This window comes from Alteromonas sp. AWQ4_252, assembly GCF_056158205.1.
In genome coordinates, this window is the sequence record NZ_JBSWSV010000001.1 from 2,317,320 (window position 1) to 2,342,551 (window position 25,232).

The 25,232-nt window shown below is 46.0% G+C and carries 22 protein-coding genes and 2 tRNA genes; 10 read left to right on the forward strand and 14 right to left on the reverse strand.

What is annotated here, in order from left to right:
- Positions 1-115: 115 nt before the first annotated feature.
- Positions 116-910: an SDR family NAD(P)-dependent oxidoreductase gene (locus tag ACXACM_RS10270; protein ID WP_474821534.1), complete on the forward strand. Its 795-nt coding sequence runs from the start codon at positions 116-118 to the stop codon at positions 908-910.
- A gap of 62 nt (positions 911-972) precedes the next feature.
- Here the strand turns inward: ACXACM_RS10270 and nth are convergent, their stop codons facing one another.
- The 9 genes from nth to ACXACM_RS10315 all read right to left on the reverse strand — a co-directional run bounded on the left by nth (position 973) and on the right by ACXACM_RS10315 (position 7,743).
- Positions 973-1,671: an endonuclease III gene (nth, locus tag ACXACM_RS10275; protein ID WP_474821536.1), complete on the reverse strand. Its 699-nt coding sequence runs from the start codon at positions 1,669-1,671 to the stop codon at positions 973-975.
- Positions 1,672-1,726: 55 nt separating this feature from the next.
- The gene (locus tag ACXACM_RS10280) at positions 1,727-2,419 is read right to left on the reverse strand and encodes an electron transport complex subunit E (protein WP_474821538.1); all 693 of its coding nucleotides are present in this window, start codon (positions 2,417-2,419) and stop codon (positions 1,727-1,729) included.
- Positions 2,412-3,059, reverse strand: coding sequence for an electron transport complex subunit RsxG (gene rsxG, locus ACXACM_RS10285; RefSeq protein ID WP_474821539.1), 648 nt, complete (start codon positions 3,057-3,059; stop codon positions 2,412-2,414). Before rsxG ends, ACXACM_RS10280 begins: the two co-directional genes overlap by 8 nt.
- On the reverse strand, positions 3,056-4,129 hold the full coding sequence (gene rsxD / locus ACXACM_RS10290) for an electron transport complex subunit RsxD (RefSeq protein ID WP_474821541.1): 1,074 nt from the start codon (positions 4,127-4,129) through the stop codon (positions 3,056-3,058). Before rsxD ends, rsxG begins: the two co-directional genes overlap by 4 nt.
- A gap of 3 nt (positions 4,130-4,132) precedes the next feature.
- Entirely contained in the window at positions 4,133-6,280 is a 2,148-nt protein-coding gene (rsxC, locus tag ACXACM_RS10295; protein ID WP_474824303.1) for an electron transport complex subunit RsxC, read from the reverse strand.
- A gap of 5 nt (positions 6,281-6,285) precedes the next feature.
- Positions 6,286-6,855: an electron transport complex subunit RsxB gene (gene rsxB / locus ACXACM_RS10300; protein WP_474821542.1), complete on the reverse strand. Its 570-nt coding sequence runs from the start codon at positions 6,853-6,855 to the stop codon at positions 6,286-6,288.
- Entirely contained in the window at positions 6,855-7,436 is a 582-nt protein-coding gene (rsxA, locus tag ACXACM_RS10305) for an electron transport complex subunit RsxA (RefSeq protein ID WP_474821543.1), read from the reverse strand. Before rsxA ends, rsxB begins: the two co-directional genes overlap by 1 nt.
- 133 nt (positions 7,437-7,569) lie before the next feature.
- A tRNA-Asn gene (locus tag ACXACM_RS10310) sits at positions 7,570-7,646 on the reverse strand.
- 20 nt (positions 7,647-7,666) lie between these two features.
- A tRNA-Asn gene (locus ACXACM_RS10315) sits at positions 7,667-7,743 on the reverse strand.
- A 1,035-nt stretch (positions 7,744-8,778) separates the two neighbouring features.
- Between ACXACM_RS10315 and ACXACM_RS10320 the strand changes: the two genes are divergently transcribed.
- The 3 genes from ACXACM_RS10320 to ACXACM_RS10330 all read left to right on the forward strand — a co-directional run bounded on the left by ACXACM_RS10320 (position 8,779) and on the right by ACXACM_RS10330 (position 13,296).
- Positions 8,779-10,203 carry an MATE family efflux transporter gene (locus ACXACM_RS10320; RefSeq protein ID WP_474821545.1) on the forward strand — a complete coding sequence of 475 codons (1,425 nt, stop codon included), beginning with the start codon at positions 8,779-8,781 and terminating at the stop codon, positions 10,201-10,203.
- Positions 10,187-12,202 (forward strand): excinuclease ABC subunit UvrB, encoded by a 2,016-nt coding sequence (gene uvrB / locus ACXACM_RS10325; protein ID WP_474821546.1) that lies wholly within the window; start codon positions 10,187-10,189, stop codon positions 12,200-12,202. The genes ACXACM_RS10320 and uvrB overlap by 17 nt, the downstream gene beginning before the upstream one ends.
- Positions 12,203-12,369: 167 nt before the next feature.
- Complete coding sequence (locus ACXACM_RS10330) at positions 12,370-13,296, forward strand: LysR family transcriptional regulator (RefSeq protein ID WP_474821548.1); 927 nt, start codon at positions 12,370-12,372, stop codon at positions 13,294-13,296.
- A 49-nt stretch (positions 13,297-13,345) separates the two neighbouring features.
- Here the strand turns inward: ACXACM_RS10330 and queC are convergent, their stop codons facing one another.
- Positions 13,346-14,014, reverse strand: a complete 669-nt coding sequence (queC, locus tag ACXACM_RS10335) for a 7-cyano-7-deazaguanine synthase QueC (protein WP_474821549.1) — start codon at positions 14,012-14,014, stop codon at positions 13,346-13,348.
- Positions 14,015-14,129: 115 nt separating this feature from the next.
- Here queC and queE point away from each other — a divergent pair, with 115 nt between their 5' ends.
- Positions 14,130-14,780: a 7-carboxy-7-deazaguanine synthase QueE gene (gene queE / locus ACXACM_RS10340; protein WP_474824305.1), complete on the forward strand. Its 651-nt coding sequence runs from the start codon at positions 14,130-14,132 to the stop codon at positions 14,778-14,780.
- A 5-nt stretch (positions 14,781-14,785) separates the two neighbouring features.
- On the forward strand, positions 14,786-15,661 hold the full coding sequence (locus ACXACM_RS10345) for an amino acid ABC transporter substrate-binding protein (RefSeq protein ID WP_474821551.1): 876 nt from the start codon (positions 14,786-14,788) through the stop codon (positions 15,659-15,661).
- A 61-nt stretch (positions 15,662-15,722) separates the two neighbouring features.
- Here the strand turns inward: ACXACM_RS10345 and asnB are convergent, their stop codons facing one another.
- Positions 15,723-17,396 (reverse strand): asparagine synthase B, encoded by a 1,674-nt coding sequence (gene asnB / locus ACXACM_RS10350; protein WP_474821552.1) that lies wholly within the window; start codon positions 17,394-17,396, stop codon positions 15,723-15,725.
- Between the two features lie 320 nt (positions 17,397-17,716).
- Positions 17,717-18,136 (reverse strand): Lrp/AsnC family transcriptional regulator, encoded by a 420-nt coding sequence (locus ACXACM_RS10355; protein WP_474821553.1) that lies wholly within the window; start codon positions 18,134-18,136, stop codon positions 17,717-17,719.
- Positions 18,137-18,336: 200 nt separating this feature from the next.
- Here ACXACM_RS10355 and yjeH point away from each other — a divergent pair, with 200 nt between their 5' ends.
- On the forward strand, positions 18,337-19,593 hold the full coding sequence (gene yjeH / locus ACXACM_RS10360; protein WP_474821554.1) for an L-methionine/branched-chain amino acid transporter: 1,257 nt from the start codon (positions 18,337-18,339) through the stop codon (positions 19,591-19,593).
- Positions 19,594-19,646: 53 nt separating this feature from the next.
- On the opposite strand, the gene ACXACM_RS10365 is transcribed toward yjeH, so the two are convergent.
- A complete protein-coding gene (locus tag ACXACM_RS10365) occupies positions 19,647-21,314 on the reverse strand; it encodes a M28 family metallopeptidase (RefSeq protein WP_474821556.1) in 1,668 nt (555 codons plus the stop codon).
- A gap of 70 nt (positions 21,315-21,384) precedes the next feature.
- Here ACXACM_RS10365 and ACXACM_RS10370 point away from each other — a divergent pair, with 70 nt between their 5' ends.
- The gene (locus ACXACM_RS10370; protein ID WP_474821557.1) at positions 21,385-22,263 is read left to right on the forward strand and encodes a DUF3025 domain-containing protein; all 879 of its coding nucleotides are present in this window, start codon (positions 21,385-21,387) and stop codon (positions 22,261-22,263) included.
- Here ACXACM_RS10370 and ACXACM_RS10375 read toward each other — a convergent pair.
- Positions 22,260-22,964: a YIP1 family protein gene (locus tag ACXACM_RS10375; RefSeq protein WP_474821558.1), complete on the reverse strand. Its 705-nt coding sequence runs from the start codon at positions 22,962-22,964 to the stop codon at positions 22,260-22,262. The genes ACXACM_RS10370 and ACXACM_RS10375 overlap by 4 nt on opposite strands.
- 252 nt (positions 22,965-23,216) lie before the next feature.
- Between ACXACM_RS10375 and ACXACM_RS10380 the strand changes: the two genes are divergently transcribed.
- Positions 23,217-23,996 carry an ABC transporter ATP-binding protein gene (locus ACXACM_RS10380; RefSeq protein WP_474821560.1) on the forward strand — a complete coding sequence of 260 codons (780 nt, stop codon included), beginning with the start codon at positions 23,217-23,219 and terminating at the stop codon, positions 23,994-23,996.
- Positions 23,997-23,998: 2 nt separating this feature from the next.
- Positions 23,999-25,192: an ABC transporter permease gene (locus ACXACM_RS10385; protein WP_474821561.1), complete on the forward strand. Its 1,194-nt coding sequence runs from the start codon at positions 23,999-24,001 to the stop codon at positions 25,190-25,192.
- Positions 25,193-25,232 lie beyond the last annotated feature (40 nt).

Consider the following 25,232-nt stretch of genomic DNA (forward strand, 5'->3'; position numbering starts at 1 on the left):
AATTGCGTTTAGTCGAATGAAAAAACAAGAGCAGCTATGGCGGTATTTACTATGCTCATGCTCTCGCTTCCAATAACCATTGAGATGCGGGGTTTAATGTCTTGAAGGAGGCTTTATGAAAACATTTTTAGTCACAGGTGCCACAGACGGCATTGGTTTTGAGACGGTAAAGCGTCTTCGAAGTGCAGGTCACAATATTTTGTTCCATGGTCGTAGTGAAGAGAAAATAGCCCGTGTCCAGGCAGCGTTAATGGCAATACCCTCAGAGGCTAAAGTGCATTCATTTCGCGCGGATTTAACGAGCCTTCAGGAGATTCGAACTCTTGCCGAACAAGTGAAGCACAGCGGCGAACAGCTTGATGGAATACTCAATAATGCCGGTGTGTTTAAATTGCCAAATCCGGAAACTGCTGATGGTCTGGATGCCAGGTTTGTAGTTAACACCCTTGCTCCAGCACTACTTACTGAAGCGCTACTTTCCGTTTTGACTGCGCAAGGGCGCATTGTCAATGTATCATCGGCAGCACAAGCGCCGGTAAGTATTGCCTTGCTCAAAGGTGACTCCAAGACTCAGGATGATTTTCAGGCCTATGCACAAAGCAAACTAGCGCTAACTATGTGGTCACAATGGTTGGCCACACAGCTCGAAGAGGGGCAGGTGAGTGTCGCCGTTAATCCTGGTTCACTACTGGCTAGTAAAATGGTGAAAGAGGGATTTGGTGTGGCAGGTAATGACTTATCCATCGGTGCGACAATTTTCGAGGAAGCGCTGACATCAGCGAGATTCGAAAACAGTTCGGGAAAATACTTCGACAATGATAACCGCCAATTTGCTGCGCCGCACAGAGATGCAGCCAATGAAAGCACCGTGAAAGCAGTGGTTGATGCCATTCACAGCCTATACGAGTAAGTGCCTCTTGCCAGACGGCCTGAAGCACGATACAACAGACAAAGATAAAGCGCGGGCTAATATTAGCTGCGCTTTTTTTGTTTTATTGCTTGTTCCTTCAACACATCGTTTATAAAGCTACGGCGGCCGAACTGACGGGTAATAATGCATTTGTCCAAAGAAAATCCCCGGGCAGGACAGTATTCCCGGCCGTAATAAATGATCTGAAGGTGAAGATCATTCCACTTTTCTCTTGGAAATAGTCGTTTTGCATCCTTCTCAGTCTGTTCGACGCTTTTCCCATTTGAAAGACCCCAGCGGTACATCAGTCGGTGAATATGTGTATCCACCGGGAAAGCTGGAATGCCAAACGCCTGGGACATGACCACAGACGCCGTTTTGTGGCCTACACCAGGCATGGCTTCTAGGGCAGCGAAATCTGCTGGAACACGTCCATTGTGCTGCTTAATGATCATCTCTGATAAATGCCAAATCCCTTTCGATTTCATTGGTGAGAGTCCACAAGGTCGAATGATCTCTTTAATTTCTTCAATGCTAAGCAAGACCATGTCGTATGGATTATCGGCCCTGGCGAATAGTTTGGGGGTTATTTGGTTAACGCGTTCATCCGTGCACTGAGCAGACAACAAAACCGCAACAAGGAGTGTGTAGGGATCTTTATGATCCAATGGAATTGGAATTTCCGGATAAAGTTCATCGAGAATGGCAATTATTGCCTGGACTTTCTCTTTTTTTGATAGTGAGGGCGTGTGTTCGCTCATTTAGTACATCTCTTGTTATACATCAGCGGCATCTTTTTCTCTTACTATCAGGGTATCAGCTTTCGCTGGTTATCCGTATGCGGGTAACCGTTTTTTCTTCTGGTTGTTGGCGGCTTGCTAATTTCGCGTCAATGATATTTTTTAACGCAATTAACAAGCCCATGCCCAAAAATGCGCCGGGAGGTAAAATAGCCAGTAAAAATGGGTGATCGGTGGCAAAGAGGGTAAGTGTCCAGTTTGCTGCAACCGGGCCAAAGAGCCTGTCAGCACCAGCCAGTAAGGTACCAGAACCCAGTATTTCTCTCATGCCACCCAGAATCATGAGAACAAAAGTAAAACCCGCTCCCATCATGAGACCATCAAGAGCTGAGGGAAGTATTGGATTCTTGGAAGCATAAGCCTCTGCACGGCCAATAATGGCGCAATTGGTTACAATCAGTGGAATGAAAATTCCCAGGGTAAGATAAAGTTCGTAGGTAAAGGCGTTCATCAGTAATTGGACAATGGTAACAAATGCCGCAATCACCATCACAAAAACGGGTATGCGGATTTCATTGCGAACGACGTTCCTAACCAGACTTACAGTGACATTGCTGCCAATGAGAACCAGGGTGGTAGCTAAACCAAGACCCAGCCCGTTGATAAGCGTTGCTGTTACTGCCAATAGTGGGCAAAGCCCGAGTAGCTGAACTAAGGCGGGATTATTTTTCCACAAGCCGTCTATGGTGAGACTTTTTATTTCACTCATGTGTTTCTCCGCGATTTAATGAATAGCAGCTTGCGGGTTGCTCGAACAAGCTGTTCTTATTCGCTTCGACATATTGTAATGCCCGCTTCACCGCAGAGACAACGGCCCTTGGAGTAATGGTTGCACCTGTGAATTGATCAAACTGCCCACCGTCCTTTTTTACCTGCCATTTTTGCATTGATGAAGGGGATAAGGATTCGCCATTAAAGGTGGTGATCCAATCACTTACTGCGATGTCGATTTTGTCTCCCAACCCCGGAGTTTCCTGGTGTTCTACGGTACGCACACCGAGTACAGTCAGGCTGGTGTCAACACCGACCACCAGTTCTATATTGCCACTGTATCCATCCGGCGCAGTAACTTCCAGAGCGAGGGCAGAAGGTGTGTTTTGCAAGCGTGCGCGGTACACGTGGTGAAGCCCTGTATTACCCAGTAACGGGTCAATAACTTCGGTACAATCTGCGTACAGCCTGTTGTCGTAAAGTTGAGCTGGTACCACTTCATTCAGTACACTGAGAAGTCGCTTTCGTTGTTGCTCTTTAATTCTCGCTTCTGTGCCAAAAAATGTAAAAGCGATTAACGCTGTAGTCACCACGGCGAAAGCGCCAAGCATGAGGCCGTTTTTACTTATCGTATTCATCGTGCTTTCCCTTGCTTATGGCCGTAAGTCCTCGGCCGGGTGTAGTAGTCAATCAGGGGAACAGCCATATTCATAATAATGACAGCAAAGGCGACAGCATCAGGATAACCACCGAAGTTTCTGATAATAATTATCCAAAATCCAATCATGGCGCCGAAAATAAGACGGCCCTTGTTGGTTGTGGATGCGGATACCGGGTCTGTAGCAATGAAAAATGCGCCGAACAAGACACTGCCATTAAGTAAATGAAACAAGGGAGAGGCAAAGCGGTCACCGTCCAGTAAATGGAGTACAGCTGAAAAAGCCACCACACACAGAATCATACTTCCGGGGATGTGCCAGCTAATAACACGACGTTGTAATAGCACTAATCCACCGATTAAGTAAGCGGTGCTTACCCAGGCCCAGCCGATGGCACTGCTTTGGAAAGGGCCACCCTCAAATAGTGCAGAAGACAGTAGTTCACTGTATGTCAGCGATTGAGTCAGCCCTGTTTTCACGTAATCAAGGGGGGTGGCTGAAGTAACGCCATCCACCAACGTGTTGAGTTGGGTTGTGTCCATGCCGGATTGAGTAAAGCCGGTAAATATTAACCATAAAGAATCGGTAAAACTAAGCCCAGTGCCGTTTGAGACTGCAGGAGCCCATTGAGTCATGGCGGCAGGAAACGATACCAGTAACACCACATAGGCAACCATGGCGGGGTTAAAGATATTATAGCCAAGCCCACCATATAATTGTTTTACAATGGCGATGGCAAAAAAAGCGCCGATGACGGTCATCCACCAGGGTAATGTGGGAGGAATACTCACAGCGAGCAAGCAGGCGGTAAGGGCTGCGCTGTAGTCAGTGATATTGCGTTCCACGTTTTTTTTACGAAGTGTAAGGATCCCAGCTTCTGTCAGCAATGCTGTTAGTGTTGCTAAAAATATTTGAACAATAACGCCCCAGCCGAAAAAGTATATTTGGCTTATAATTCCCGGGATCATGGCCAGGATAACCCACAGCATTATCTGTGAAGTATCCCGTTGTCCGCGAAGGTGCGGTGAGCTGGACAAGGTTAACTTCATGACTTAGTCGCTCTCTTGTTGTTTAGCGGCACGTTTTGCTTTGGCTTTAGCAACGGCAGCGGCAATGCGTTTTTTCTTTTCATCCTCGGCGCTGGCCGGCGCTTCATCGGTGTGAGGATTACTATTAGCATCGTCTGTTGTTGGCTCAGCTGAAGCCTGTTGTGACGCTTGTTGGGCTTTTTTGGCTTTCGCCCGCGCAACGGCAGCGGCAATGCGTTTTTTCTTTTCATCCTCGGCGCTGGCCGGCGCTTCATCGGTGTGAGGATTACTATTAGCATCGTCTGTTGTTGGCTCAGCTGAAGCCTGTTGTGACGCTTGTTGGGCTTTTTTGGCTTTCGCCCGCGCTACGGCAGCGGCAATGCGTTTTTTCTTTTCATCCTCGGCGCTGGCCGGCGCTTCGTCGGTGTGAGGATTACTATTAGCAGCGTCTGTTTTTGGCTCAGCTGAAGCCTGTTGTGACGCTTGTTGGGCTTTTTTGGCTTTCGCTCGCGCTACGGCAGCGGCTACAGCTGCTTTCTTATCTTTTGGCGCAGTGGTGTCATCAGATGTTGCCGTCTCGTTGTCGCTGCTTTGGGCTGCTTTGCGGGCTTTTGCTCTCGCTAATGCCGCTGCCACTTTATCTTTAGATGATGGCGAGGCGCTCTTCGACGATGCTTCTTGGGTTACGGCTGAGGCTTCCCTGGCAGCTTTTGCTTTGAGGTGTTTTTCTTCCCGTTCGCGCTTTTCTTTTTCCAAGCGGGCTTTTCTGGCTTCAAAGCGTTCCTTGGCTTTTTCTGCTTTATTCTTTTCGTCTCTTTGCAACCGAATATCTGATTTTGCTTTGCGGTAATAGTGAACAAGTGGAATTTCACTGGGGCATACGTAGGCACATGCGCCGCATTCGATACAATCAAAAAGATTGTAGTCTTCGGCTTTCTCGTATTCTTTTGCCTTACTGTGCCAAAACAGTTGTTGGGGTAAAAGTGATACCGGGCATGCGTCAGCACAGGCGCTACATCGGATACAGGCGCGTTCGTTTTCACCCTGGGTAAGTTCACCTGTTGCTGGCACAAGCAGACAGTTGGTCGTTTTTACAACAGGTACCGCCGCATCGTTTAGGGTAAACCCCATCATTGGGCCACCCATAATAACCTGGGGCGATGTTTGCTTATCGGCGAGGTAGCCTGTTTGACTTAGCAGGTGATTAATCGGCGTTCCCAATAAAGCCCAGTAGTTACCAGGTTTTCCCACGGCTTCACCTGTAACGGTTACAATCCGTTGTAGTAAGGGCCTGCCGTGAATAACGGCGTCTGCAATTGCGTAGCAGGTGCCCACATTGAACATGGTTACCCCAATATCGATGGGAAGTCCATTGCCCGGTACTTCACGTCCGGTGAGCACCTCGATGAGCTGCTTTTCTCCGCCGGCAGGATACTTGGTTTCAACAGCAATGACTTTTATATCTGCTCTAACTTCGGCTATATTTCTAAATGAAGCCAAGGCTTCCGGTTTGTTGTCTTCAATGGCCACAATAATGCATTTTGGGGCCAGCAAATGGCGAAGAATATCCACACCTTCAATAATTTGACCAGCGTACTCACGCATTAAGCGATCGTCAGATGTAATGTAGGGTTCGCATTCAATACCGTTTATGACCAGAAATTCTACGGGCTTACTTGCCGACGCTTTAATATGGGATGGAAAACCCGCGCCACCCATACCGGAAATACCCGCTTCACAAATGTGAGAAAGTAATTGTTCAGAAGTGGCTGACTGGTAGTTTTCGATGGCAGATAACGGCCCCCAGGTATCTTTACCGTCAGGCGTGATTTCTATGCATAGCTCTGACAGCCCGCTGGGGTGGGCGGTTACGTGATCGCCAATGCGAGATACCTCGCCGGAAGTTGGGGCGTGAACAGGCACAGAGTAGGGCTGACCGCTTTGTGTAAGCGGTTGACCCTTTAATACTTTATCGCCGGCTTTGACCAATAAGCTACCCTCAATTCCTATGTGCTGACGAACAGGGATGATAAGTTTTTCAGGTAAAGGCAGCGTGGCTACGGCGCTCTTACATGACAAATACTTTCTGTCTTCAGGGTGAACACCGCCTGGGAATTGGTACAAATGACCGCTTTCCAGTCTTTGGATAATGTCTTCGAAGCTTGGTTGCAACACGATCAGGACACCATTTTAACCGGAATGTCTCCTACAGGAGTTTTGTCAAAGTCCCAGGCCCAGGAGGCTGTGCTGGTTGGTAAGGGAACCATGTCTATACAATCCACCGGGCACGGATCTACACACAAATCACAACCTGTGCACTCTTCTGTGATAACGGTATGCATGTGTTTAGCTGCACCGAGAATGGCATCCACGGGACATGCCTGGATGCATTTTGTACAACCAATACACTCATCTTCTCGTATGAACGCCACTTTTTTGGCTTCTTCTTCGCCATGAGCAGAATCAAGTGGTTTCGCTTCTTTACCAGTAAGGTCGGCGAGTTTTTTTATAGTGGTTTCGCCACCGGGCGGACACTTATTAATATCATCACCGTTGGCGATGGCCTCTGCATAGGGCCGACAACCGGGATAACCACACTGTCCACACTGTGTTTGTGGAAGGATGTCATCGATTTGATCAACTAATGGATCAGACTCAACCTTAAACCGAATACTGGCGTACCCTAAAAGTAACCCGAAAGCGAGTGCCAGGAGCCCTATACTGATTAGTGCAACCGAAATACTCATTACATCTTCACCAAGCCACTAAAACCCATGAATGCCAGAGACATGAGTCCGGCTGTTATCATTGCGATAGACGCGCCTCTGAATGAGACGGGCACGTCCGCGGCAGCAAGGCGCTCCCTCATTGCGGCAAAAAGGATCAGCACCAGCGAAAAACCGGCAGATGCCCCGAATCCGTATATGACACTTTCCACAAAATTGTGTTGCTCGGTTAAATTAAGTAGAGCGACACCTAATACGGCGCAATTTGTAGTGATCAGTGGCAAAAAAATACCGAGTAACCGATAAAGGGTAGGGCTGGTTTTGTGGACGACCATTTCGGTGAACTGGACGACTACAGCTATAACGAGTATAAACGCCAGGGTTCTAAGGTAGCCAATACCCAAAGGAATGAGTAAATAGGTTTCCACAAGATAACTGGAGGCCGATGCCAACGTCAGAACGAATGAGGTTGCCATTGCCATGCCCGTGGCTGTTTCTAACTTGCCAGATACACCCATGAAAGGGCAGAGGCCAAGAAACTTTACCAGTACGAAGTTATTGACAAGGACAGTGCCTACAAGAAGTAAGAAAAAGTCAGTCATAAATCCCAGTGTAAGTTGCGAAAATGTCGCGAAAAAGAGAATAAATCAGCTACCTATTTGGATATTATCGCTTTTTGCGAATAGATAAACAACTTTGAGTAGATGAGAAATAATTAACTGGAGATAAGTGAAGTGGCTCCCCCTCCCCGACTCGAACGGGGGACCTGCGGATTAACAGTCCGTCGCTCTAACCAACTGAGCTAAGGGGGAACCGAAGTACATTGAAAAGTTGGCTCCCCCTCCCCGACTCGAACGGGGGACCTGCGGATTAACAGTCCGTCGCTCTAACCAACTGAGCTAAGGGGGACCGGCTTTTCAACGGAGGCGAATATTAATGACGTACGTTCCCCCTGTCAACAACCGTTTTCAATATTTTTGTTTGTTCGCTCAAAAAATGACTATTTAAAGCTTTTCTAGCTAAAAAACGTACAAAAAGAGCAAAAAGTACACTTTAGTTGTATAGGTAACGCTAAGTTATTGAAAATAAGTAGGGCTTTGTAATGGCGTAGCAAATCAAATTTTCCATATTCTCCCTTATAACTAGAAAGTCTTTTTTAGGGAAAAACGAGTATTAAAAAAACGTTGACTACTGTATTGAAGTACAGTTATTCATAATAATGTCACGTTAATGAGGCACTCTTAAGGTTAGTCACTACTTACTAAAAAATGCAGTAGTAGAGGAATACGCCCCGCCATTGCTGGGCTTTAGGCAGTTATCCACTAAATCTGTGGATAACTATGTTGATAGCTGGGGGAGTTGCGTGATTATTGCTCGTATTATGTTATTACAACGCAGTGTAGAGAAAGTGAGGTAACCGCTTAAGTTGTTGTAAATCAGTAATTTAAATTATTTTGCAAAACGTCAGTTCAATAAGGAAGCGTTGTGGTCACACATTGTCACTGTTGTGTGTTAATTAATTCTTTTTGTACGAATGTCGGACAATGAAGTTGTGTTGTTTTAAGGTGTTTACAAAAATATAACATTGTTTATTCAACTTCTGCACTGACATTATGAGGTTTTTAAGTCATTTGTATGACACTGAGTGTCAAATAGCTGTCATGCTATTGTCATTTTATTTACTGTAAAAGTTGCAGTTTGGATTAGCAACAAAACTACGAATTTTAGCCGTTAGCGTTGTGGTAGAATAAAACTTGCGTTTGGTCAAATTAAAATCTGAAAATGACCTGCCCAGTTTTCAAAATATTACACCATACTAAGCGCCGAAGAAATTGAACCGTCAAAAAATGGTAGGCGAGTGTTAGCCTGAAACCGGTGGATGTTAGTGCAACTGAATAGGCAGTAACGTACAATTCTACTTTTATTCTCTCATATCGGTCTTTGATGCGATGTGAAGTACAACCTAGGAATACAGTTATCAAAGATGACAGCAGTAACCGCATCCGGAGCCTTACAGAGGGTGATGTAGGACAGACGTTAAAGCGTATGACGATTCCCATGATACTCGGCATGGTCATGATGATGAGTTTTGGTCTGATGGACACGTTTTTCGTCAGTTTATTGGGAACTGATCCCTTGGCTGCTATTAGTTTTACCTTTCCGGTGACGTTCACCGTGATAAGTCTGAATATTGGGCTGGGAATAGGCACGTCTGCCATAATTGGGAAGTTACAGGGCGAGAGAAGTGTTGAGAAGTCCCGGCTTTATGCTTCGAGCGCAATGGTGTTATCTTTCTCGATGGTTGGCGCGCTAGCTTTTATTGGCTATCTCACCATTGATCCTATTTTCTCTTTACTCAATGCAGATGAATCGCTGATGCCGTACATTCGCGATTATATGAATCTCTGGTACGTTTCCAGTATTTTCTTAGCACTACCCATGGTGGGCAACAGCGTATTGAGAGCCTGTGGTGATACCCGCACTCCCAGTATCATCATGGCTACTGGTGGAGCCATTAATGCTGTTCTTGACCCAATCCTCATCTTTGGTATGGGTCCAATCCCTGCAATGGGAATTCAGGGCGCAGCGTTAGCAACACTTATTGCATGGTTAATTGGCGCGGGCTGGATATTTTGGCTATTAGCAGTAAAGAAAAAGTTGATGCTAGCAAGGTTACTTAGCTTTTCTGAACTCAAGCAAAGCTGTGCACCGATACTTACCATCGCATTGCCTGCAGCGGGCGCCAATATGCTAACACCGATTGCCGGCGGCGTCATGACAGCCGTTGTTGCTACTTATGGCGCAGAAGCTGTAGCTGCATGGGGTGTGGGTAACCGGATGGAGTCAATAGCAAGTATAGTGGTGTTGGCTTTGTCTATGTCTTTACCACCTATTATTAGTCAAAACGTAGGCGCCGGGTTGTATGAACGGGTACAAGATGCCTATAAGATAACCGTTAAATTTGTATTGCTGTGGCAGTTAGCTGTATTTGTCGTGATGTGGGCCCTGGCACACTGGATTGCAGTTATGTTTGCTGATGAACCTGACGTGGCGATTTTGATCCAACTGTTCCTGGTGATTGTTCCTCTTGGCTACGGCTTACAGGGCATTATCATATTAACCAATTCTTCGTTGAACGCCATGCATCAACCTATTGCAGCCCTGGTACTCAGTGTCATCCGGTTGTTTATATTTTACGTACCTGTTTCTTACGCCGCCAGCCTGGTGTGGGAATTGTACGGTTTGTTTTGGGGCATCGTAGTAGCAAATTTATGCATGGCCATTTTATCCTATCTGTATTTTAACCGCGTGCTGGAACGTCATCGTCACGAAATGGGAGATAAAGAAGCGAATGAGTCGAGGATTTGAACTGGAATCAAAATACCAGCCTGCGGGAGATCAACCAAAAGCCATTGAGGCGCTGGTCGATGGGCTGGAGAGTGGACTTGCAAGTCAGACATTACTTGGGGTAACCGGATCTGGTAAAACCTTTACGATGGCTAATATTATCAAGCAGGTACAGCGTCCTACGTTAATACTGGCTCATAATAAAACCCTGGCAGCCCAATTGTATGGAGAGATGAAAGAGTTCTTTCCACACAATGCCGTTGAGTATTTCGTCTCTTATTACGATTACTACCAGCCCGAGGCTTACGTTCCCAGTACAGATACATTTATTGAAAAAGATGCCTCAATAAACGACCACATTGAGCAAATGCGGCTGTCTGCGACTAAGGCGCTTATGGAGCGGCGTGATGTTGTTATCGTGGCCAGTGTATCTGCTATTTATGGTTTGGGTGACCCGGAATCCTACATGAAAATGCTATTGCATTTGCGTCAGGGTGACACTATGGACCAGCGGGACATCCTTCGCCGGTTAGCAGAATTGCAATATAAGCGAAACGACCTGGCTTTCGAACGTGGTACGTTTCGCGTAAGGGGAGACGTTATCGACATTTTCCCTGCTGATTCTGAGAAGCAGGCTGTAAGGGTAGAGTTGTTTGATAGTGAAATAGATAAAATTTCATTGTTTGACCCCTTAACCGGCGCTGTTGAAAAGTCAGTGATCAGAGCTACAGTATTTCCGAAAACCCATTACGTGACACCTCGTGAAAAAATCCTTGATGCCATCGAAAAGATTAAAGTGGAATTAAAAGACCGTAAGGAGCAGTTGCAATCTACGAGTAAGCTATTGGAAGAACAGCGTATTTCCCAGCGAACTCAATTTGATATCGAGATGATGCTGGAATTGGGTTACTGCTCGGGTATCGAGAATTACTCTCGCTATCTGTCTGGGCGAGCGCCGGGCGAGCCGCCACCAACATTGCTTGATTATTTTCCCGCCGACGGCCTTTTGTTCATTGATGAATCTCATGTCACCGTCTCCCAGATTGGCGCCATGTACAAGGGGGACAGATCGAGAAAGGAAACGCTGGTGGAGTACGGATTCAGGTTGCCATCAGCACTGGATAACAGGCCGTTAAAGTTTGAGGAGTTCGAGCAAATTTCCCCGCAGACAATTTATGTCTCAGCTACGCCTGGGGAATACGAGCTTAAAAAGTCAGATGGTGAGATCGTTGAACAAGTGGTGCGTCCAACGGGCTTACTCGACCCGGAATTAGAAATCCGCCCCGTTGCTACACAGGTGGACGATGTATTGTCGGAAATCAATAAGCGGGTATTGATAGATGAACGGGTACTTATTACCACACTGACAAAGCGTATGGCTGAAGACTTGAGTGAATACCTCAACGAGCATGGTGTTAAAGTGCGCTATCTCCATTCGGATATTGATACTGTAGAACGGATAGAAATTATTCGTGATCTGCGGCTTGGAAAATTCGATGTACTGGTGGGCATTAACCTGCTTCGGGAGGGGCTTGATATGCCAGAAGTGTCACTGGTTGCCATCCTCGACGCAGACAAAGAAGGATTTTTGCGCGCTGAGCGGTCACTCATTCAGACAATAGGTCGTGCTGCAAGACACATCAATGGTAAAGCGATTATGTACGCCGACGTCGTTACCAAATCAATGCAAAAGGCCATTGATGAGACCAATCGACGACGGGAAAAACAGGAAGCATTTAATAAAGCCAATGGACTCACCCCTCAACGATTAAACAAACCTATTACGGATATTATGGATTTAGGTGACAGCGCTCACCCCGCGTCAGGAAAAGTGAAGCTGCGAAAAGTGGCAGAGAAGAAGAAGGATTTACAAGTTGCAAGTGCTACCGAGCTAATGGAACAAATCGCTACGTTAGAAAAGCAAATGTTCGAATGTGCAAGGGAGTTGGAATTCGAAAAAGCCGCGTCACTACGGGATGATATCGAGACCCTGCGCAAACAAGTTGTCGCCATTTCTTAAAATGGCGACCATTTCCTCCCTGAGAAGGGGCAAATATCTGTAAAAATTCGCTTTTAATTAAATTTTGCGCAAATAAACTTCTAAAAGAGCATTGTAATCCTACAAACAGTTACCTATTATGATGCTCAAGTATTTATAACTATACCTATAATCTTACGGATTGCGCCATGTTGAATCGTTTACAAGAGTCAGATATTAAGTTACTTCGCGTTTTTTATGCGGTAGCCAGTTGTAATGGATTTACCGCTGCAGAGCCAGTATTGAGAATGCAACGTCCAAATATCAGTGCCGCTATCAAGAAACTCGAAGAGCGTTTGGATTTAGTCTTGTGTCACCGTGGGCGAGGTGGCTTCCAGATGACCAAAGAAGGTGAGGTGGTTTTCCAGGAAACGAAGCGTATTTTTAATGCCTTCGACAATTTTGTATTTAATTTAAAATCACTTCACGATGACTACTCTGGCCATATCACGCTGGTAATGATGGCCGGTTTACCGTTGTCTATGCACCTTGCGGTAAGTAAAGCCGTAAAAAGTACCATGAAGAAGTTTGATGATATTCACGTAAATATCCAGACCCGCCTCTACAATGAGGTTGAACACGTCGCGTTGTCAGGAGAGTGTCACTTGGTCATTTCCACGTACGACATGGTGAAGCCTGAGTCGGTGACTTTTCATCCCGTAAACGTCACCTGTTCTGGTCGGTTGTATTGTTCGCCCACGCACCCATTGGCAAAATACCGCGATACAGACTTACCTGAAGACGTAAAAATAGGTGAATACCCAGCTATTGGTATTTCGGGGCTTTCATCCGCGAATTATATTAATGATGATCAACGACTGGCGATTCAAACGTTCTCAGATTCTTTTGAAGCTGCACTGTCTGCCATCATGACCGGAGAGTATATTGGGTTGCTGCCCGACTATATTGCCAAAGAGCAGGGAGCGAGTTTAGGTCTTGTGCCTATAGCCAAAGGAAGTTTGTTTACTTTCGATCATGATTTGTTCGTTATGAATGGCAAGAATACCCGTTTGAATCCGGTACTTCGTCATTGTATTAAAGAGCTAACGTATTTTATCTCTGAAAGTCAAAAATAACCGTGTATTGTAAAGCAAAGCCCGCATCGCGGGCTTTTGTGACTTAACGCTACTGGCCATGTGACTCGTAAGTGAGCGGGTCGATGGCCTTATTGTCCCTGAATGCTTCTAAACGCTCTTCACAGGCTCCACATTTACCGCAGGCGTGCTCCCGTCCGTTGTAGCATGTCCAACTCTTTCCATAATCGAGCCCCATTCTCAAACCGTCTGTGAGAATTGCTGTTTTACTGACGTCTAAATATGGCGTTACTATTTCTATCGCTTCATAATTAGCTATGGCACAAACATCATTCATTTTTCTTACGAATTCCGGGCGGCAGTCGGGGTAGATAGCGTGGTCACCGGAATGCGCGCCGTAGTAAACCTTGGTGGCATCTACACTTACCGCATAACCCACAGCCATAGACAGTAAAATCATATTTCTGTTTGGCACGACCGTCGTTTTCATGGACGGCTCTTCATAGTGTCCTTCTGGCACGTCAATATCATCTGTAAGTGCAGAGCCTCCTACCAGGCTGTTAATGGCAGAAATATCCACTACTTTGTGCGGAACCCCCAGTTCATTACAAACCCGGGCGGCATAATCAATTTCTTTTTTATGACGCTGACCATAATTAAACGTCAGGGCGAGTGGCTGTTTGCCATCCTCAATGGCTTTGTGTAAAACGGTGAAAGAATCCATTCCACCGGAGTAGATAACAACAACTTTTTCAGACATAAGTTCGTTTTTTCGCGAAAAGATGACAGAATTTTATGTGATCCTTGATAAAATCCCAACCTGAATCATCCAAAGGGCCACCACATTGCCAGAAAAACAGCTAAAAATTAACGAAATGTTCGAAACCATACAAGGAGAAGGGGTTCAAACTGGCGTACCTTCAATTTTCGTCCGCTTACAAGGCTGTCCTGTTGGATGCCCTTGGTGTGATACAAAGCACACCTGGTCTCTTGACGACGCTTTTTTGACAACAGCCAGCGCTGTTATCGAAAAAAATAAGGAAGATGAATCCCATTTTGCTGCAAATGAAACCGAGTTGTTAGCGCTTTTCCATGAGCGAGGTTACACGGCATCTCACGTGGTAATTACAGGTGGTGAGCCTTGCATGTACGATCTCAGGCCGCTTACCAGCCGTTTACATGAGGAAGGTTTTACTACTCAGATTGAGACCAGCGGCACATTTGAAGTGCTGTGTGACGCGCACACCTTTGTAACCGTTTCGCCGAAAGTTAACATGAAAGGCGGTATGCCTGTGCTCACAAGTGCGCTGGAGCGGGCAAATGAAATTAAACACCCTGTAGCCATGCAAAAACACATCGACGAACTTGATGCCCTGTTGCAACAAATTACTGATATGTCCGGTAAGACAGTGTGTTTGCAACCCATCAGTCAGCAGGAGAGGGCGACGGAACTGGCGATTACTACTTGTATTGCCAGGAACTGGCGTTTATCGTTACAGACACATAAATACATTGGCATAGAGTAATCTGAATGAAGTTCAAAGCGCTTTGCGTAAAATTGAGCGTCGTAACTGCCTGGTTTTTCTGTTTCTCAACTCAGGCTGCACTGTGGTCGATTACTTATCCACGACCAATCGATGATAAAGATTTACGCACCGAATATCCTTTGGCCTTGCTGTCCCTTGCACTTGAAAAAACCGGCGTAAAATACAGTCTTTTACCCTCCGATAGGATAATGCTCCAAGGAAAAGCGCTGAGGCAATTAAAAGAGAACAGAGAGATTAATATCGTGTGGAGTATGACCGATACTCAGCGCGAGAAAGATCTGTTACCTATTCGCATCCCCTTGGCGAAAGGACTCGTTGGTTGGCGGGTATTTATTGTAAATGAAACTAATAAAAGCGAATTTAGCCAGATTAAGGATCGGACATCTTTACTGCGCAAAATTCCAGTTTCAGGAGAAGAGTGGCCAGACACGAAAATTCTCCAGGCCAACGGTTTCAATGTGTTTACTGTACCTGCTTATACGGATGCTTTTGAGGTAATAGAAAGAGGAAATGCAGACTTCTTTCCTCGCTCTGTTATTGAAGTACAAAACGAAATGCAAAGTGATGATTTCAGTGGGGAGCTTGCTCTGGAAGGTAAACTTGCTATTTATTATCCAACGGCCATGTATTTTTTTGTGAACAAAAGTAACCCTACATTGGCCAGACTTATTGAAACCGGCTTAAACATGGCATTGGAAGATGGCTCTTTTGACGCACTTTTTATGGCGACTTACCAGGAAACTCTCGAATCCTTAAATCTCCACGAACGCAACACAATTAATTTGGATAATACGCTACTTCCCCCCCTAACGCCTGTTGACAACAAAGCGCTATGGTATGCGCCTGATAAATTAAAATAAAGTTATGGGTAGTGATATAAAAAAGCCCGGTTAGACCGGGCTTTTCCAAAACAATAAGAGACTAGTGGCTCTTGCCCGCATGCACGTCTTTCATTGAACGACCTGATGGGTCAGCATTGTTTTTGAAACTTTCGTCCCATTCCAGTGCTTCAGCAGTACTACAGGCAATCGATTTACCACCAGGTACGCAGCGCGCAGCACTTTCCTGCGGGAAGTATCCTTCAAAAATGGTGCGGTAATAGTAACCTTCCTTAGTATCCGGTGTGTTCACTGGAAAACGGAATTCGGCTGTTGCCAGTTGTTGATCAGTGATTTCTGTATCGACAAAGTCACGAATGGAGTCAATCCAGGAATAGCCAACACCGTCACCAAATTGTTCTTTTTGACGCCACAGCACCTCAGCAGGTAACGTTTTGCCATCATCGAAGGCTTTGCGCAAAATCCACTTTTCCATACGACCATCAATACACATCTTGTCTTGTGGGTTGAGTCGCATTGCTACGTCCATAAAGTGCTTGTCTAAGAAAGGTACGCGAGCCTCAACGCCCCAGGCGCTGGTTGCTTTGTTAGCGCGAGCACAATCGAACATGTGCAAGCGGTCGAGTTTACGTACCGTTTCTTCGTGGAACTCTTTGGCGTTTGGCGCTTTGTGGAAATACAGGTAGCCACCAAAAATCTCATCGGAGCCTTCACCAGATAACACCATCTTAATGCCCATTGCCTTGATTTTACGTGTCATCAGGTACATGGGCGTTGCAGCACGAATGGTTGTTGTATCGTAGGTTTCCAAATGGTAAATAACATCGCGAATCGCGTCCAACCCTTCCTGGATAGTGAAGTGGATTTCGTGGTGTACAGTACCAATCATTTCCGCCACTTGTTTGGCGGCTACGAGGTCCGGCGCTCCTTCAAGGCCAACTGCAAAGCTGTGTAAGCGGGGCCACCAGGCATCGGATTTATCTTCATCTTCTACGCGTTTGGCAACGTATTGAGCGGCAACGGCTGAAACCAATGACGAATCGAGGCCACCTGAGAGCAATACGGCATAAGGTACGTCAGACATCATATGAGACTTAACCGCTTTCTCGAAAGCGACTTTAAGGTCGTCGAGATTGGTCTCGTTGTCTTTTACTGCATCAAAGCTCATCCAGTCACGCTGATAATATTTTGTCAGCTTGCCTGTTTTGCTCCACAAGTAGTGACCTGGAGGAAATTCACTGATGGTTTTACATATTGGCGCCAGGGCTTTCATTTCTGAGGAAACGTAAAAGTTGCCGTGCTCATCGTAACCTGTGTACAGGGGGATGATGCCAATGTGATCGCGAGCGATAAGGTAAGCATCTTCTTTTTCATCGTAAAGAATGAAAGCAAACATGCCTTCTAATTCGTCAATAAATTCTACGCCTTTTTGCTCGTACAAGGGTAAAATCACCTCACAGTCGGAGCGAGTTTTAAAGTTGTACGGTGTATCAAGGTTTTGCGCGAGTTGCTTGTGATTGTAGATCTCACCGTTAACGGCCAGGATCTTCTGATTATCCTGGCTGATGAGCGGTTGCGCACCAGTGTCTACATCGACGATGGCCAACCGTTCATGGCACAGGATGGTATTGTCATTATTCCAGATACCCGACCAGTCAGGGCCGCGATGACGCAGCAACTTTGTAAAATCTAGCGCTTGGGTTCTGAGTTCAGACACATCGGTTTTGATATCAAGGATACCGAAAATACCACACATAAAACGGGTTCTCTCTTGTGACTTGTTGAAAAAGGATTGTTTATTCTGTCCGGTCGCTTAACGCGGCCGCGGGTGAGACTTTATTGTTTTTTTGGGGTGCAAACTCCGCGTCTGTTGAATGTGCCAGCATGAGAAAAAATTGCAAGGATTAAGTGACCAGAAAAGCAAAATATCTCCGTAATTGGGGATATAAAGATGACAATCTGACACATTCGCGTGGAAATTAATCAATTCGAGCACTAAGGGCTTTTTTATACCGTCACATATGGATGGATGTGGCGCAGTACCTACCCGTTAACACATGGGATAAACCCAACTAATTATCCTAACCATTGATTCAGCACCACGTGAGTTTTTATTTTTATAATGTCGTCGATGGTGTCAATATGCTCCCTTATCTCATGTAATCGTCGCATGGTTTCTGCTTTAATTAATACGATAAGATCACATTCTCCGGTAACACCATAGCAGGATACTACTTCAGGTATGGCGCGAAAATGAGGCACCACATCAGCGCAACGCGCCCTTTTATGCTGAATTTCGAGATACGCAGCAACGCCGTCTTTTTGTGATTCAGAAAGCATTACCTGGTAGCCCCGAATCACGTTAGTCGACTCCAGTTTGCGAATGCGCTCGGTAACTGCAGAGCGCGACAGGCCCACATGGTCTGCAATCGCAGAAATACTAGCGCGGGCGTTTTGTCTGAGTTGTTCAACAATGGCGTGATCAAATTTATCCATGGGGTTTCCGGCAAAGTGTTGGTAAGTTGTTCCAAAACCGTCAAAATGACGGTGAGAACACCCCCAATGTTTGTTATTAAGCGCGTTCTGTAATGCAAAAAAACAGTATATTAGGCTTTGTTCTCACAGTGTTCCACCTGATTTTCATGTGAAGCATTGGCGACGGAATTTTTTACCCTCAATGGAAGTACAATAAGCGCATGCTAAACAATAGTAATAAAATAGGTCGCTGGCAGGGGGCAGGTTTACTCACCACCACTTTGCTCGGTACCAGTGTATTTATCTTGCCGCAAATGACTATCAATACGGCAGGTTCCTGGGCAATGTTAAGCTGGGCATTGCTTACCCTCGCTATCATGCCTGTAGCCATGGTATTTGCAAAACTCTCCTCGCGGTATCCCCATGCTGGTGGACCAGCTTATTTTGTGGAAAAAGCGTTTGGAAAATCAGCGGGACGAACTATTGGCTTACTATTCCTGTTTGTGGTGCCAATTGGTGCGCCCGCCGCCATCATAATGACGTACTGGTTTATTGAAACCCTCCTGGGGTTGCCGCCACATTCTGCGCTGCCTGTGCAGCTGAGCATGATTGGTCTGCTGTTTTTGCTTAACTATCGGGGGATTCAGTTTTCGGCAACGTTGCAACTTATGTTAACGCTTCTCATTGCATTGGTTGTTATTGCCATGCTGATTGGACAATCCTGGTTAGTTGAGACATCACCGCCACAATTACAAGCAAACGCTTTTACTCTCGACCCTGTACTCGCTGCTATGGGCTTGGCATTTTGGAGTTTTTTGGGAATAGAGGCGATTTCACATCTTGCCGATGATTTTCAATCACCACAGCGGGATCTCGTGCCGGCTATCATGACAGGTTCGCTTTTGGTTGGGCTCATATATTTAGGTTGCACCTATTTGCTGATGGATACTCCAACATCTGACGGGTTGAGCATGGTTGGCGCTTTTAATCTCATTTTCTCTGGCTACGGTGCGTATGTAATTGGTGCGCTGGGCGTGGCTGGTGGGTTGGCGACTGTGAATGTTTATACTGCCAGCTTATCGCGGTTATTGTGGAGCCTTAGCAAAGACAACGTATTGCCAGGTTATTTTAAGACCGTGAACCGTTATTCTGTGCCTCAACGGGCACTTCAGTGTGTACTAACAGTTATGACGCTGACGCTGGTCGTCACCCACTATGGTAATCATAACCTGGAAGATCTCATTGGCTGGGTAAACGGGGTATTTGTACTTATTTATCTGGCAAGCATGTTGGCGGCGTTGCGATTACTGTCACCTGGGTATCGCCCATTGGTACTATTGGGGTGCTTATTTTGTGGCACTATCGCCGTAGGGCTCGGAAGCAAGATGATTTACGCCCTTGGACTTTTCGCTGTGTGCGCGCCTTTGTTATGGTATCAACAGCGTCATATCTTGCCGCGATTAAATCGCGACGTGTAAAACTGAAAAAAGACAGCACAAATAAGAAAACCGGGGCTTGTGCCCCGGTTCTGTTACTGACGTTGAAACTCGCTGGTAGAGTTCCACGCTGGCCATTGGTCTGCATTTGCTACGTCCACACCAACTTCGAATAACATTTGTGCGTCTTGCACCATACCTGATAAATCCCACTCTTTGCGAAATTCATCACATACCTGGTGGTAACAGCCTGTATCGATAACTTTCATACGCTTGCGGTAGCGTGCGGTCTCTTCATCCCAGGGTTCGCTGCCACCGTCGGCGTACAGAGCGGGTATGCCTTTCTTAGCAAAGCTAAAATGATCAGAACGGTAATAGTATCCGGCTTCCGGACGGTCTTCCTGTGTCAGGTAACGCCCTTGTGCTTTAGCTGCCTTCTCCAAATAAATCTCCATTTCAGATTTACCCATACCCACCACACTGACATCTTTTGTTTTACCCAGCACATTCATCGCGTCCATATTGATATTGGCGACGGTGTTCGATAATGGGATAACAGGATTGTCGGCATAGTACTTAGAGCCAAGTAGCCCTTGTTCCTCTGCCGTTACAACCAGAAAAGTTACTGAGCGGGCTGGGGCTGGTTGCAGTTTGCTAAACGCCTGAGCCATAACGATACTCGCTGCTGTACCAGTTGCGTTGTCCCGGGCCCCATTGTAAATTTGGTCGCCTTTTAGTGACGGATCTTTACCCAGGTGATCCCAGTGTGCAGTATAAATTACATGCTCGTCAGGCTTTTTGGCGCCGGGCAGGGTGGCAATCACGTTGTGACTGACCGACTTTTTAAAGGTGTTATTAACCGTGACAGATGCTGTAAGTGGTATGGGTTTGTGATAGGGGCCAGCCATGGCTGCACGTTTTTCCTCTTCAAAGTTTAAGCCCGCATCAGAGAAAACCGTTTTTGCCGCATCCAGGCTCAACCAGCCTTCTACGGCAACACGGCTTGCGCCCGCATCAGGTGTAACCAAACCGTACTGGGCTCCACCCCAACTGTTGGCTACCACAGACCATCCGTAGGAAGCAGGCGCAGTTTCGTGGACAATTAACGCGCCTGCAGCTCCTTGTCTGCTGGCTTCCTCATATTTGTAGCTCCAGCGACCATAATAGGTCATGGTTGTGCCCTGAAACTTCCCGCTTTGTGGGTTCTCGAAGCCTGGATCATTCACAAGAATAACCACAGTCTTTCCCTTTACGTCCAGACCTTCGTAGTCATTCCAGTCATACTCCGGAGCATTCACTCCATAGCCAACAAAAACGAGTTCGCTATCTTGTAAAGACACCACGTTTTGCTCCCGCTTGGACCATGCAACCATGTCTTCTTTGTAGGCTAAATCTTTATCGCCAATGGTCATTGTCATATTCGGATCGGCAGTAATTTCCATTAACTCCACAGGTTGCAGATAGCTATCACCATTACCAGGCTGAAGGCCTGCGGCTTTAAATTGCTCGACGAGGAAATCCAGTGTTTTTTGTTCACCAGGGGAAGCCGGAGCTCGCCCTTCAAATTCGTCTGAGGCTAGCGTTTGCAATGGTGCGCGGATGTCGTCAGCAGAAATACCTGAATATATTTCGCTAAAGTTTGCCTCTATAACATCATTATCACTTGGTTTCTGACGTGGCTCATTGTCGCTACAGGCGCTGACAGAGAGTAAAGCGCCACAAAAAAGTACGGGAATACCCATATCTGAGAGGATTTTTTTCATTATTAGTCTCGTTGTTTTACAATGCCCACCCAGTATAGAGAAACACGCCAACCGAACCAATACATTGCCTATGAATTCTGCCGCAGAGAACTGGTTATCTGCCATAAAATCGGCCTCCCTGTCTCTTCCTGTTACCAAGATATTGTCTGATAGCGGACTTTTACAGAGTAACGCCTTTCCAACTGCTCAAGCTCTCAATGTGTGCGTGCAGAAGTGGCATGAAAGGTGGACGGGGCCTGTGTTCCGCGGGCAAAACGACTTACCTGTGGATGATACCCGGTATTACGAAACCATTATTTCAGAGGACGGTGTTGTGCCTACCCGTGAAAACAGTTGGCATGATTTATTTAACGCTCTGATATGGCTGCAGTTCCCAAATACCAAAAGTTATCTCAATCAATTACATGTAAAAGATATTTCTGAGTATGGCGCACATCCCCGAACGGCAAGGCGTAACCATATTACGCATTTTGATGAGTGCGGCGTGGTATTAGCCGTGCCTGATAACAAAATAGCGCAGGCCAACGAATTGCTTACTGATTTGGCATTGCATAATTGGAACGCCGTATTTTGTGAACGAAAGTCGTTATGGTTTGATGGTGTATTTCCTCTTGTTTTCGGTCATGCGAACCTGGAAATGTTACTTAACCCTTTTATAGGTTTGACGGGGAAATGGCTGGCTGTGATTGTCGATGACGATTTTGCCTCTATGTCAGCCCAGACACAAAGCCAGTGTGTGGATGCAGCGCTATTACAGCGTTGCCGGGAGATGGGGGACTTTACTGACAAAAGGATGCTAAAACCCATTCCGCTGTTGGGCATACCAGGCTGGTATGCCCAACAGTCCGGTGATTTTTATCGCAATGAAGATTACTTTCGGCCATTGCGAAAAGGAGCGGGACAATGCACTCAACTACCCCTGTCTTCACCGAAACCTTCCAAAGTTTAAATCATGGCGAGAATGAACCACAGGCCGTACAGCACCAAGAAAGGGGCTACAGCGACAATCCATGCTTTTTTTATGCTAAACCCCGTCCATTGATACACGCCGACAGCGGTGAGGTAAATCATCCAAATCATATCTAAACGGATGGATTCGGCGATACGGGCGAAGTTAGAAGTAGGCGAGACATCAAATAAATAGGCTAACGAAGCAACATTGATAGTCGTTGGCACTATTTGCGGTGAATCTGCCATAGAAAGTATCAGCAAGGATAGTAAACTTGGAATGATACCAGGCAGTGAAACCCACCACATAAACCCATACCAGTCTGTAAAGCTCTGTACGCATTTCTCATCGTTTCGGGATACCAGAGTAAAATAGGTAGCGTATATGGCATTAATGATCAAAATAATAACGAAAACGCCAATAGATGCGCCCCATTTCATCGAACCTTGGTGAAGATTATCTCGGAAGTTTTGTTGTTCAGCGGGGCTGACTTCGGCCATCGTTGTGTTTGTCAGATAGTTTTTAAACCATTCAAAATCAACCATTTCATAATAAAGAAATAGTGGAAGAATACTGAGTGTGCATACGATTATAAAAGGGATCCAAGACCAGTTATCTCTTCCTGCCAAGGTGCTAAAAACCTGATTTGGCTTATAAAAAACCTCTGTAACTGCTTGCAGTGGGTTTGCTGTTTCCTGCATTATGCTGTATTCCCTACTATCTGATTTAGCGGAGTTTTCCGTAATTACTGCGAAGACTTACCATAAAGCAAATCGCAGACGCGTGTACAGTGTGTTGGCGGAAATATTCTGTGTCATTTTATTTCTTGAGTTGTGTAATAAAACCCCTTTAATCTTGACTACACCATAAAAGAGCTTATGCAATTGCCCGTAAAGCAAGGTTAAGGCCACACGGAAACAGCGCCAACGGCAAACACAAATGAAGGAAGAGTAATGATAGACATTAGTCACCTGGCTAAAAAATTTAAGGTGGATAACCCTAAAAAGCTCAGTGAACAGGAACGTCAGGACCCACGCTTAAAAGGGAAATTTTTTCATTCTGTCCAGAATGTAACGTTACACTGTGCCGGCGGTGAAGTGCTCGGGCTATTAGGTCCGAATGGCGCAGGGAAAACCACCACGTTACGCATGTTGTCCACGGCAATAAAGCCCGATTCCGGTACGGTGACCATTGGCGGCGTAGATGTATTGAACAAGCCCGTTGAAGCAAGAAAAAAAATCGGTTTTTTATCTGGCGCAACCGGTTTATACGGACGACTTACAGGGCGGGAGAACATCGCTTATTTCGGGCAATTACACGGTATGTCTCCGGCTGAGATTGAAAAGCGTATTGATGCACTGTCGTCTCTTCTCGGGTTAGAGAGTTTTCTCGATCGTCGCTGCGAACACTTTTCCACTGGTATGAAACAAAAAACTGCCATTGCACGGGCTGTTGTGCATGAACCACAAGTGGTTATTCTTGATGAGCCCACTACTGGCTTGGACATTATGGCGGCCCAAACTGTGCTGGATTTTATTCATTCCCTGAAAGAACAGGGCGTGCCGGTAATCTTTTCCACTCATCATCTTGAAGAAGTCTCTGAATTGTGTGACCGGGTGTCGGTGATAAACCATGGAAAAACCGTGTTCAATGATAGTTTCAAGACATTTCAGGAATTGGCTCCAGGTTCATTGAACCGCGCCTTTATGACAGCCCTTCAAGGAGAACTGTGAGTATGTGGTTAGTGTTTTATAAAGAGGTGAAAGAGCTTCTCAGAGACCGCAAAACTCTGTTTTTTATGGTTGCGTTACCGATATTGGTTTTTCCACTCATTTTCGGTGTCGTGGCGTACTTTTCTACCAAAGCCGTACAGCAGGCCGAAAGTAAAGTGCTTGAATACGTATTAATAGGGGGAGAGTTTGCGCCGGAGCTATCTGAAGCGTTAAGAGACTCCGACGATTTTTCATTAGTGCAGTTCGCCAAAGACAGCGATGTAAAACAATGGATAAAGGAGGGAAAGGCAGATTTCGCTTTGGTAGTGCCGGATAGCTACGGCGATGATGTTCTGTCAGTGGGGCAAATTACCCTCACTTTATATCTGAACGATGCAGGACTTAATTTAGTTCAGCGTCGACTGAACGCTATTGTCAACAAGCTCAGTAAAGAAAATCAACTACAGGCGTTTTTGGCGTTGGATCTGGATGAAGAGCAACAAGCTGCACTGATGAAACCCATCGTGATAGACAAAGTGGATGTTGCCGATAAACGGGAAAATTGGGGGGAAAAGATAGGCGGTTTTATTCCTTACCTTATTTTTATGCTCTGTTTACAGGGTGCAATGATACCCGCAACAGATTTAGGTGCCGGTGAAAAAGAGCGGGGGACGTTAGAAACCCTCCTTATTTCACCCATTGAACGACACAAACTGGTTCTCGGGAAGTTCCTGACCATCGCGCTTGCCGGGGTGACATCTGCGCTGGTGACTGTGTGCAGTATGGCCTTGTGGGGCATTGTGCTAAGTCAGGGGATGGCTATTCAACTTGTGGCAGAGTTTATGGGGGCAATAAGCTCCTTAGATTTCATTCTTATCTTTTTCATGCTTGTTCCGGTAGTAGCAATATTTTCTTCGCTGCTGCTAAGCCTGTCTATTTACGCCCGTAGCTTTAAAGAAGCGCAGGGTTATATGACACCCATTTTTATGTTTACTGTTGTGCCGGTTATTTTGGCTATGTTACCGGGAGTAGAGCTAAAAGGTGGCTGGGCTTGGGTACCGCTGACTAATGTCGCGTTAGCCATAAAGGAGCTGATTAAAGGCACCATGGACTATGTGCAACTGGTGGCTATTTTCGGTTCAACTGCATTGATTGCTGCATTGCTTATTAGTTTTTGCGTATATTGGTTTAACAAAGAAAAGGTGTTATTCAGGTGATAATTTACATGGCAAAGAGCCTGGAGGACGGGAATGTAAT

Coding starts and splice junctions, on each gene's coding strand:
- ACXACM_RS10270 (WP_474821534.1), top strand. CDS start 116: ATGAAAACATTTTTAGTCACAGGTGCCACAGACGGCATTGGTTTTGAG.
- nth (WP_474821536.1), bottom strand. CDS start 1,671: ATGAGCGAACACACGCCCTCACTATCAAAAAAAGAGAAAGTCCAGGCA.
- ACXACM_RS10280 (WP_474821538.1), bottom strand. CDS start 2,419: ATGAGTGAAATAAAAAGTCTCACCATAGACGGCTTGTGGAAAAATAAT.
- rsxG (WP_474821539.1), bottom strand. CDS start 3,059: ATGAATACGATAAGTAAAAACGGCCTCATGCTTGGCGCTTTCGCCGTG.
- rsxD (WP_474821541.1), bottom strand. CDS start 4,129: ATGAAGTTAACCTTGTCCAGCTCACCGCACCTTCGCGGACAACGGGAT.
- rsxB (WP_474821542.1), bottom strand. CDS start 6,855: ATGAGTATTTCGGTTGCACTAATCAGTATAGGGCTCCTGGCACTCGCT.
- rsxA (WP_474821543.1), bottom strand. CDS start 7,436: ATGACTGACTTTTTCTTACTTCTTGTAGGCACTGTCCTTGTCAATAAC.
- ACXACM_RS10320 (WP_474821545.1), top strand. CDS start 8,779: ATGCGATGTGAAGTACAACCTAGGAATACAGTTATCAAAGATGACAGC.
- uvrB (WP_474821546.1), top strand. CDS start 10,187: ATGAGTCGAGGATTTGAACTGGAATCAAAATACCAGCCTGCGGGAGAT.
- ACXACM_RS10330 (WP_474821548.1), top strand. CDS start 12,370: ATGTTGAATCGTTTACAAGAGTCAGATATTAAGTTACTTCGCGTTTTT.
- queC (WP_474821549.1), bottom strand. CDS start 14,014: ATGTCTGAAAAAGTTGTTGTTATCTACTCCGGTGGAATGGATTCTTTC.
- queE (WP_474824305.1), top strand. CDS start 14,130: ATGTTCGAAACCATACAAGGAGAAGGGGTTCAAACTGGCGTACCTTCA.
- ACXACM_RS10345 (WP_474821551.1), top strand. CDS start 14,786: ATGAAGTTCAAAGCGCTTTGCGTAAAATTGAGCGTCGTAACTGCCTGG.
- asnB (WP_474821552.1), bottom strand. CDS start 17,396: ATGTGTGGTATTTTCGGTATCCTTGATATCAAAACCGATGTGTCTGAA.
- ACXACM_RS10355 (WP_474821553.1), bottom strand. CDS start 18,136: ATGGATAAATTTGATCACGCCATTGTTGAACAACTCAGACAAAACGCC.
- yjeH (WP_474821554.1), top strand. CDS start 18,337: ATGCTAAACAATAGTAATAAAATAGGTCGCTGGCAGGGGGCAGGTTTA.
- ACXACM_RS10365 (WP_474821556.1), bottom strand. CDS start 21,314: ATGAAAAAAATCCTCTCAGATATGGGTATTCCCGTACTTTTTTGTGGC.
- ACXACM_RS10370 (WP_474821557.1), top strand. CDS start 21,385: ATGAATTCTGCCGCAGAGAACTGGTTATCTGCCATAAAATCGGCCTCC.
- ACXACM_RS10375 (WP_474821558.1), bottom strand. CDS start 22,964: ATGCAGGAAACAGCAAACCCACTGCAAGCAGTTACAGAGGTTTTTTAT.
- ACXACM_RS10380 (WP_474821560.1), top strand. CDS start 23,217: ATGATAGACATTAGTCACCTGGCTAAAAAATTTAAGGTGGATAACCCT.
- ACXACM_RS10385 (WP_474821561.1), top strand. CDS start 23,999: ATGTGGTTAGTGTTTTATAAAGAGGTGAAAGAGCTTCTCAGAGACCGC.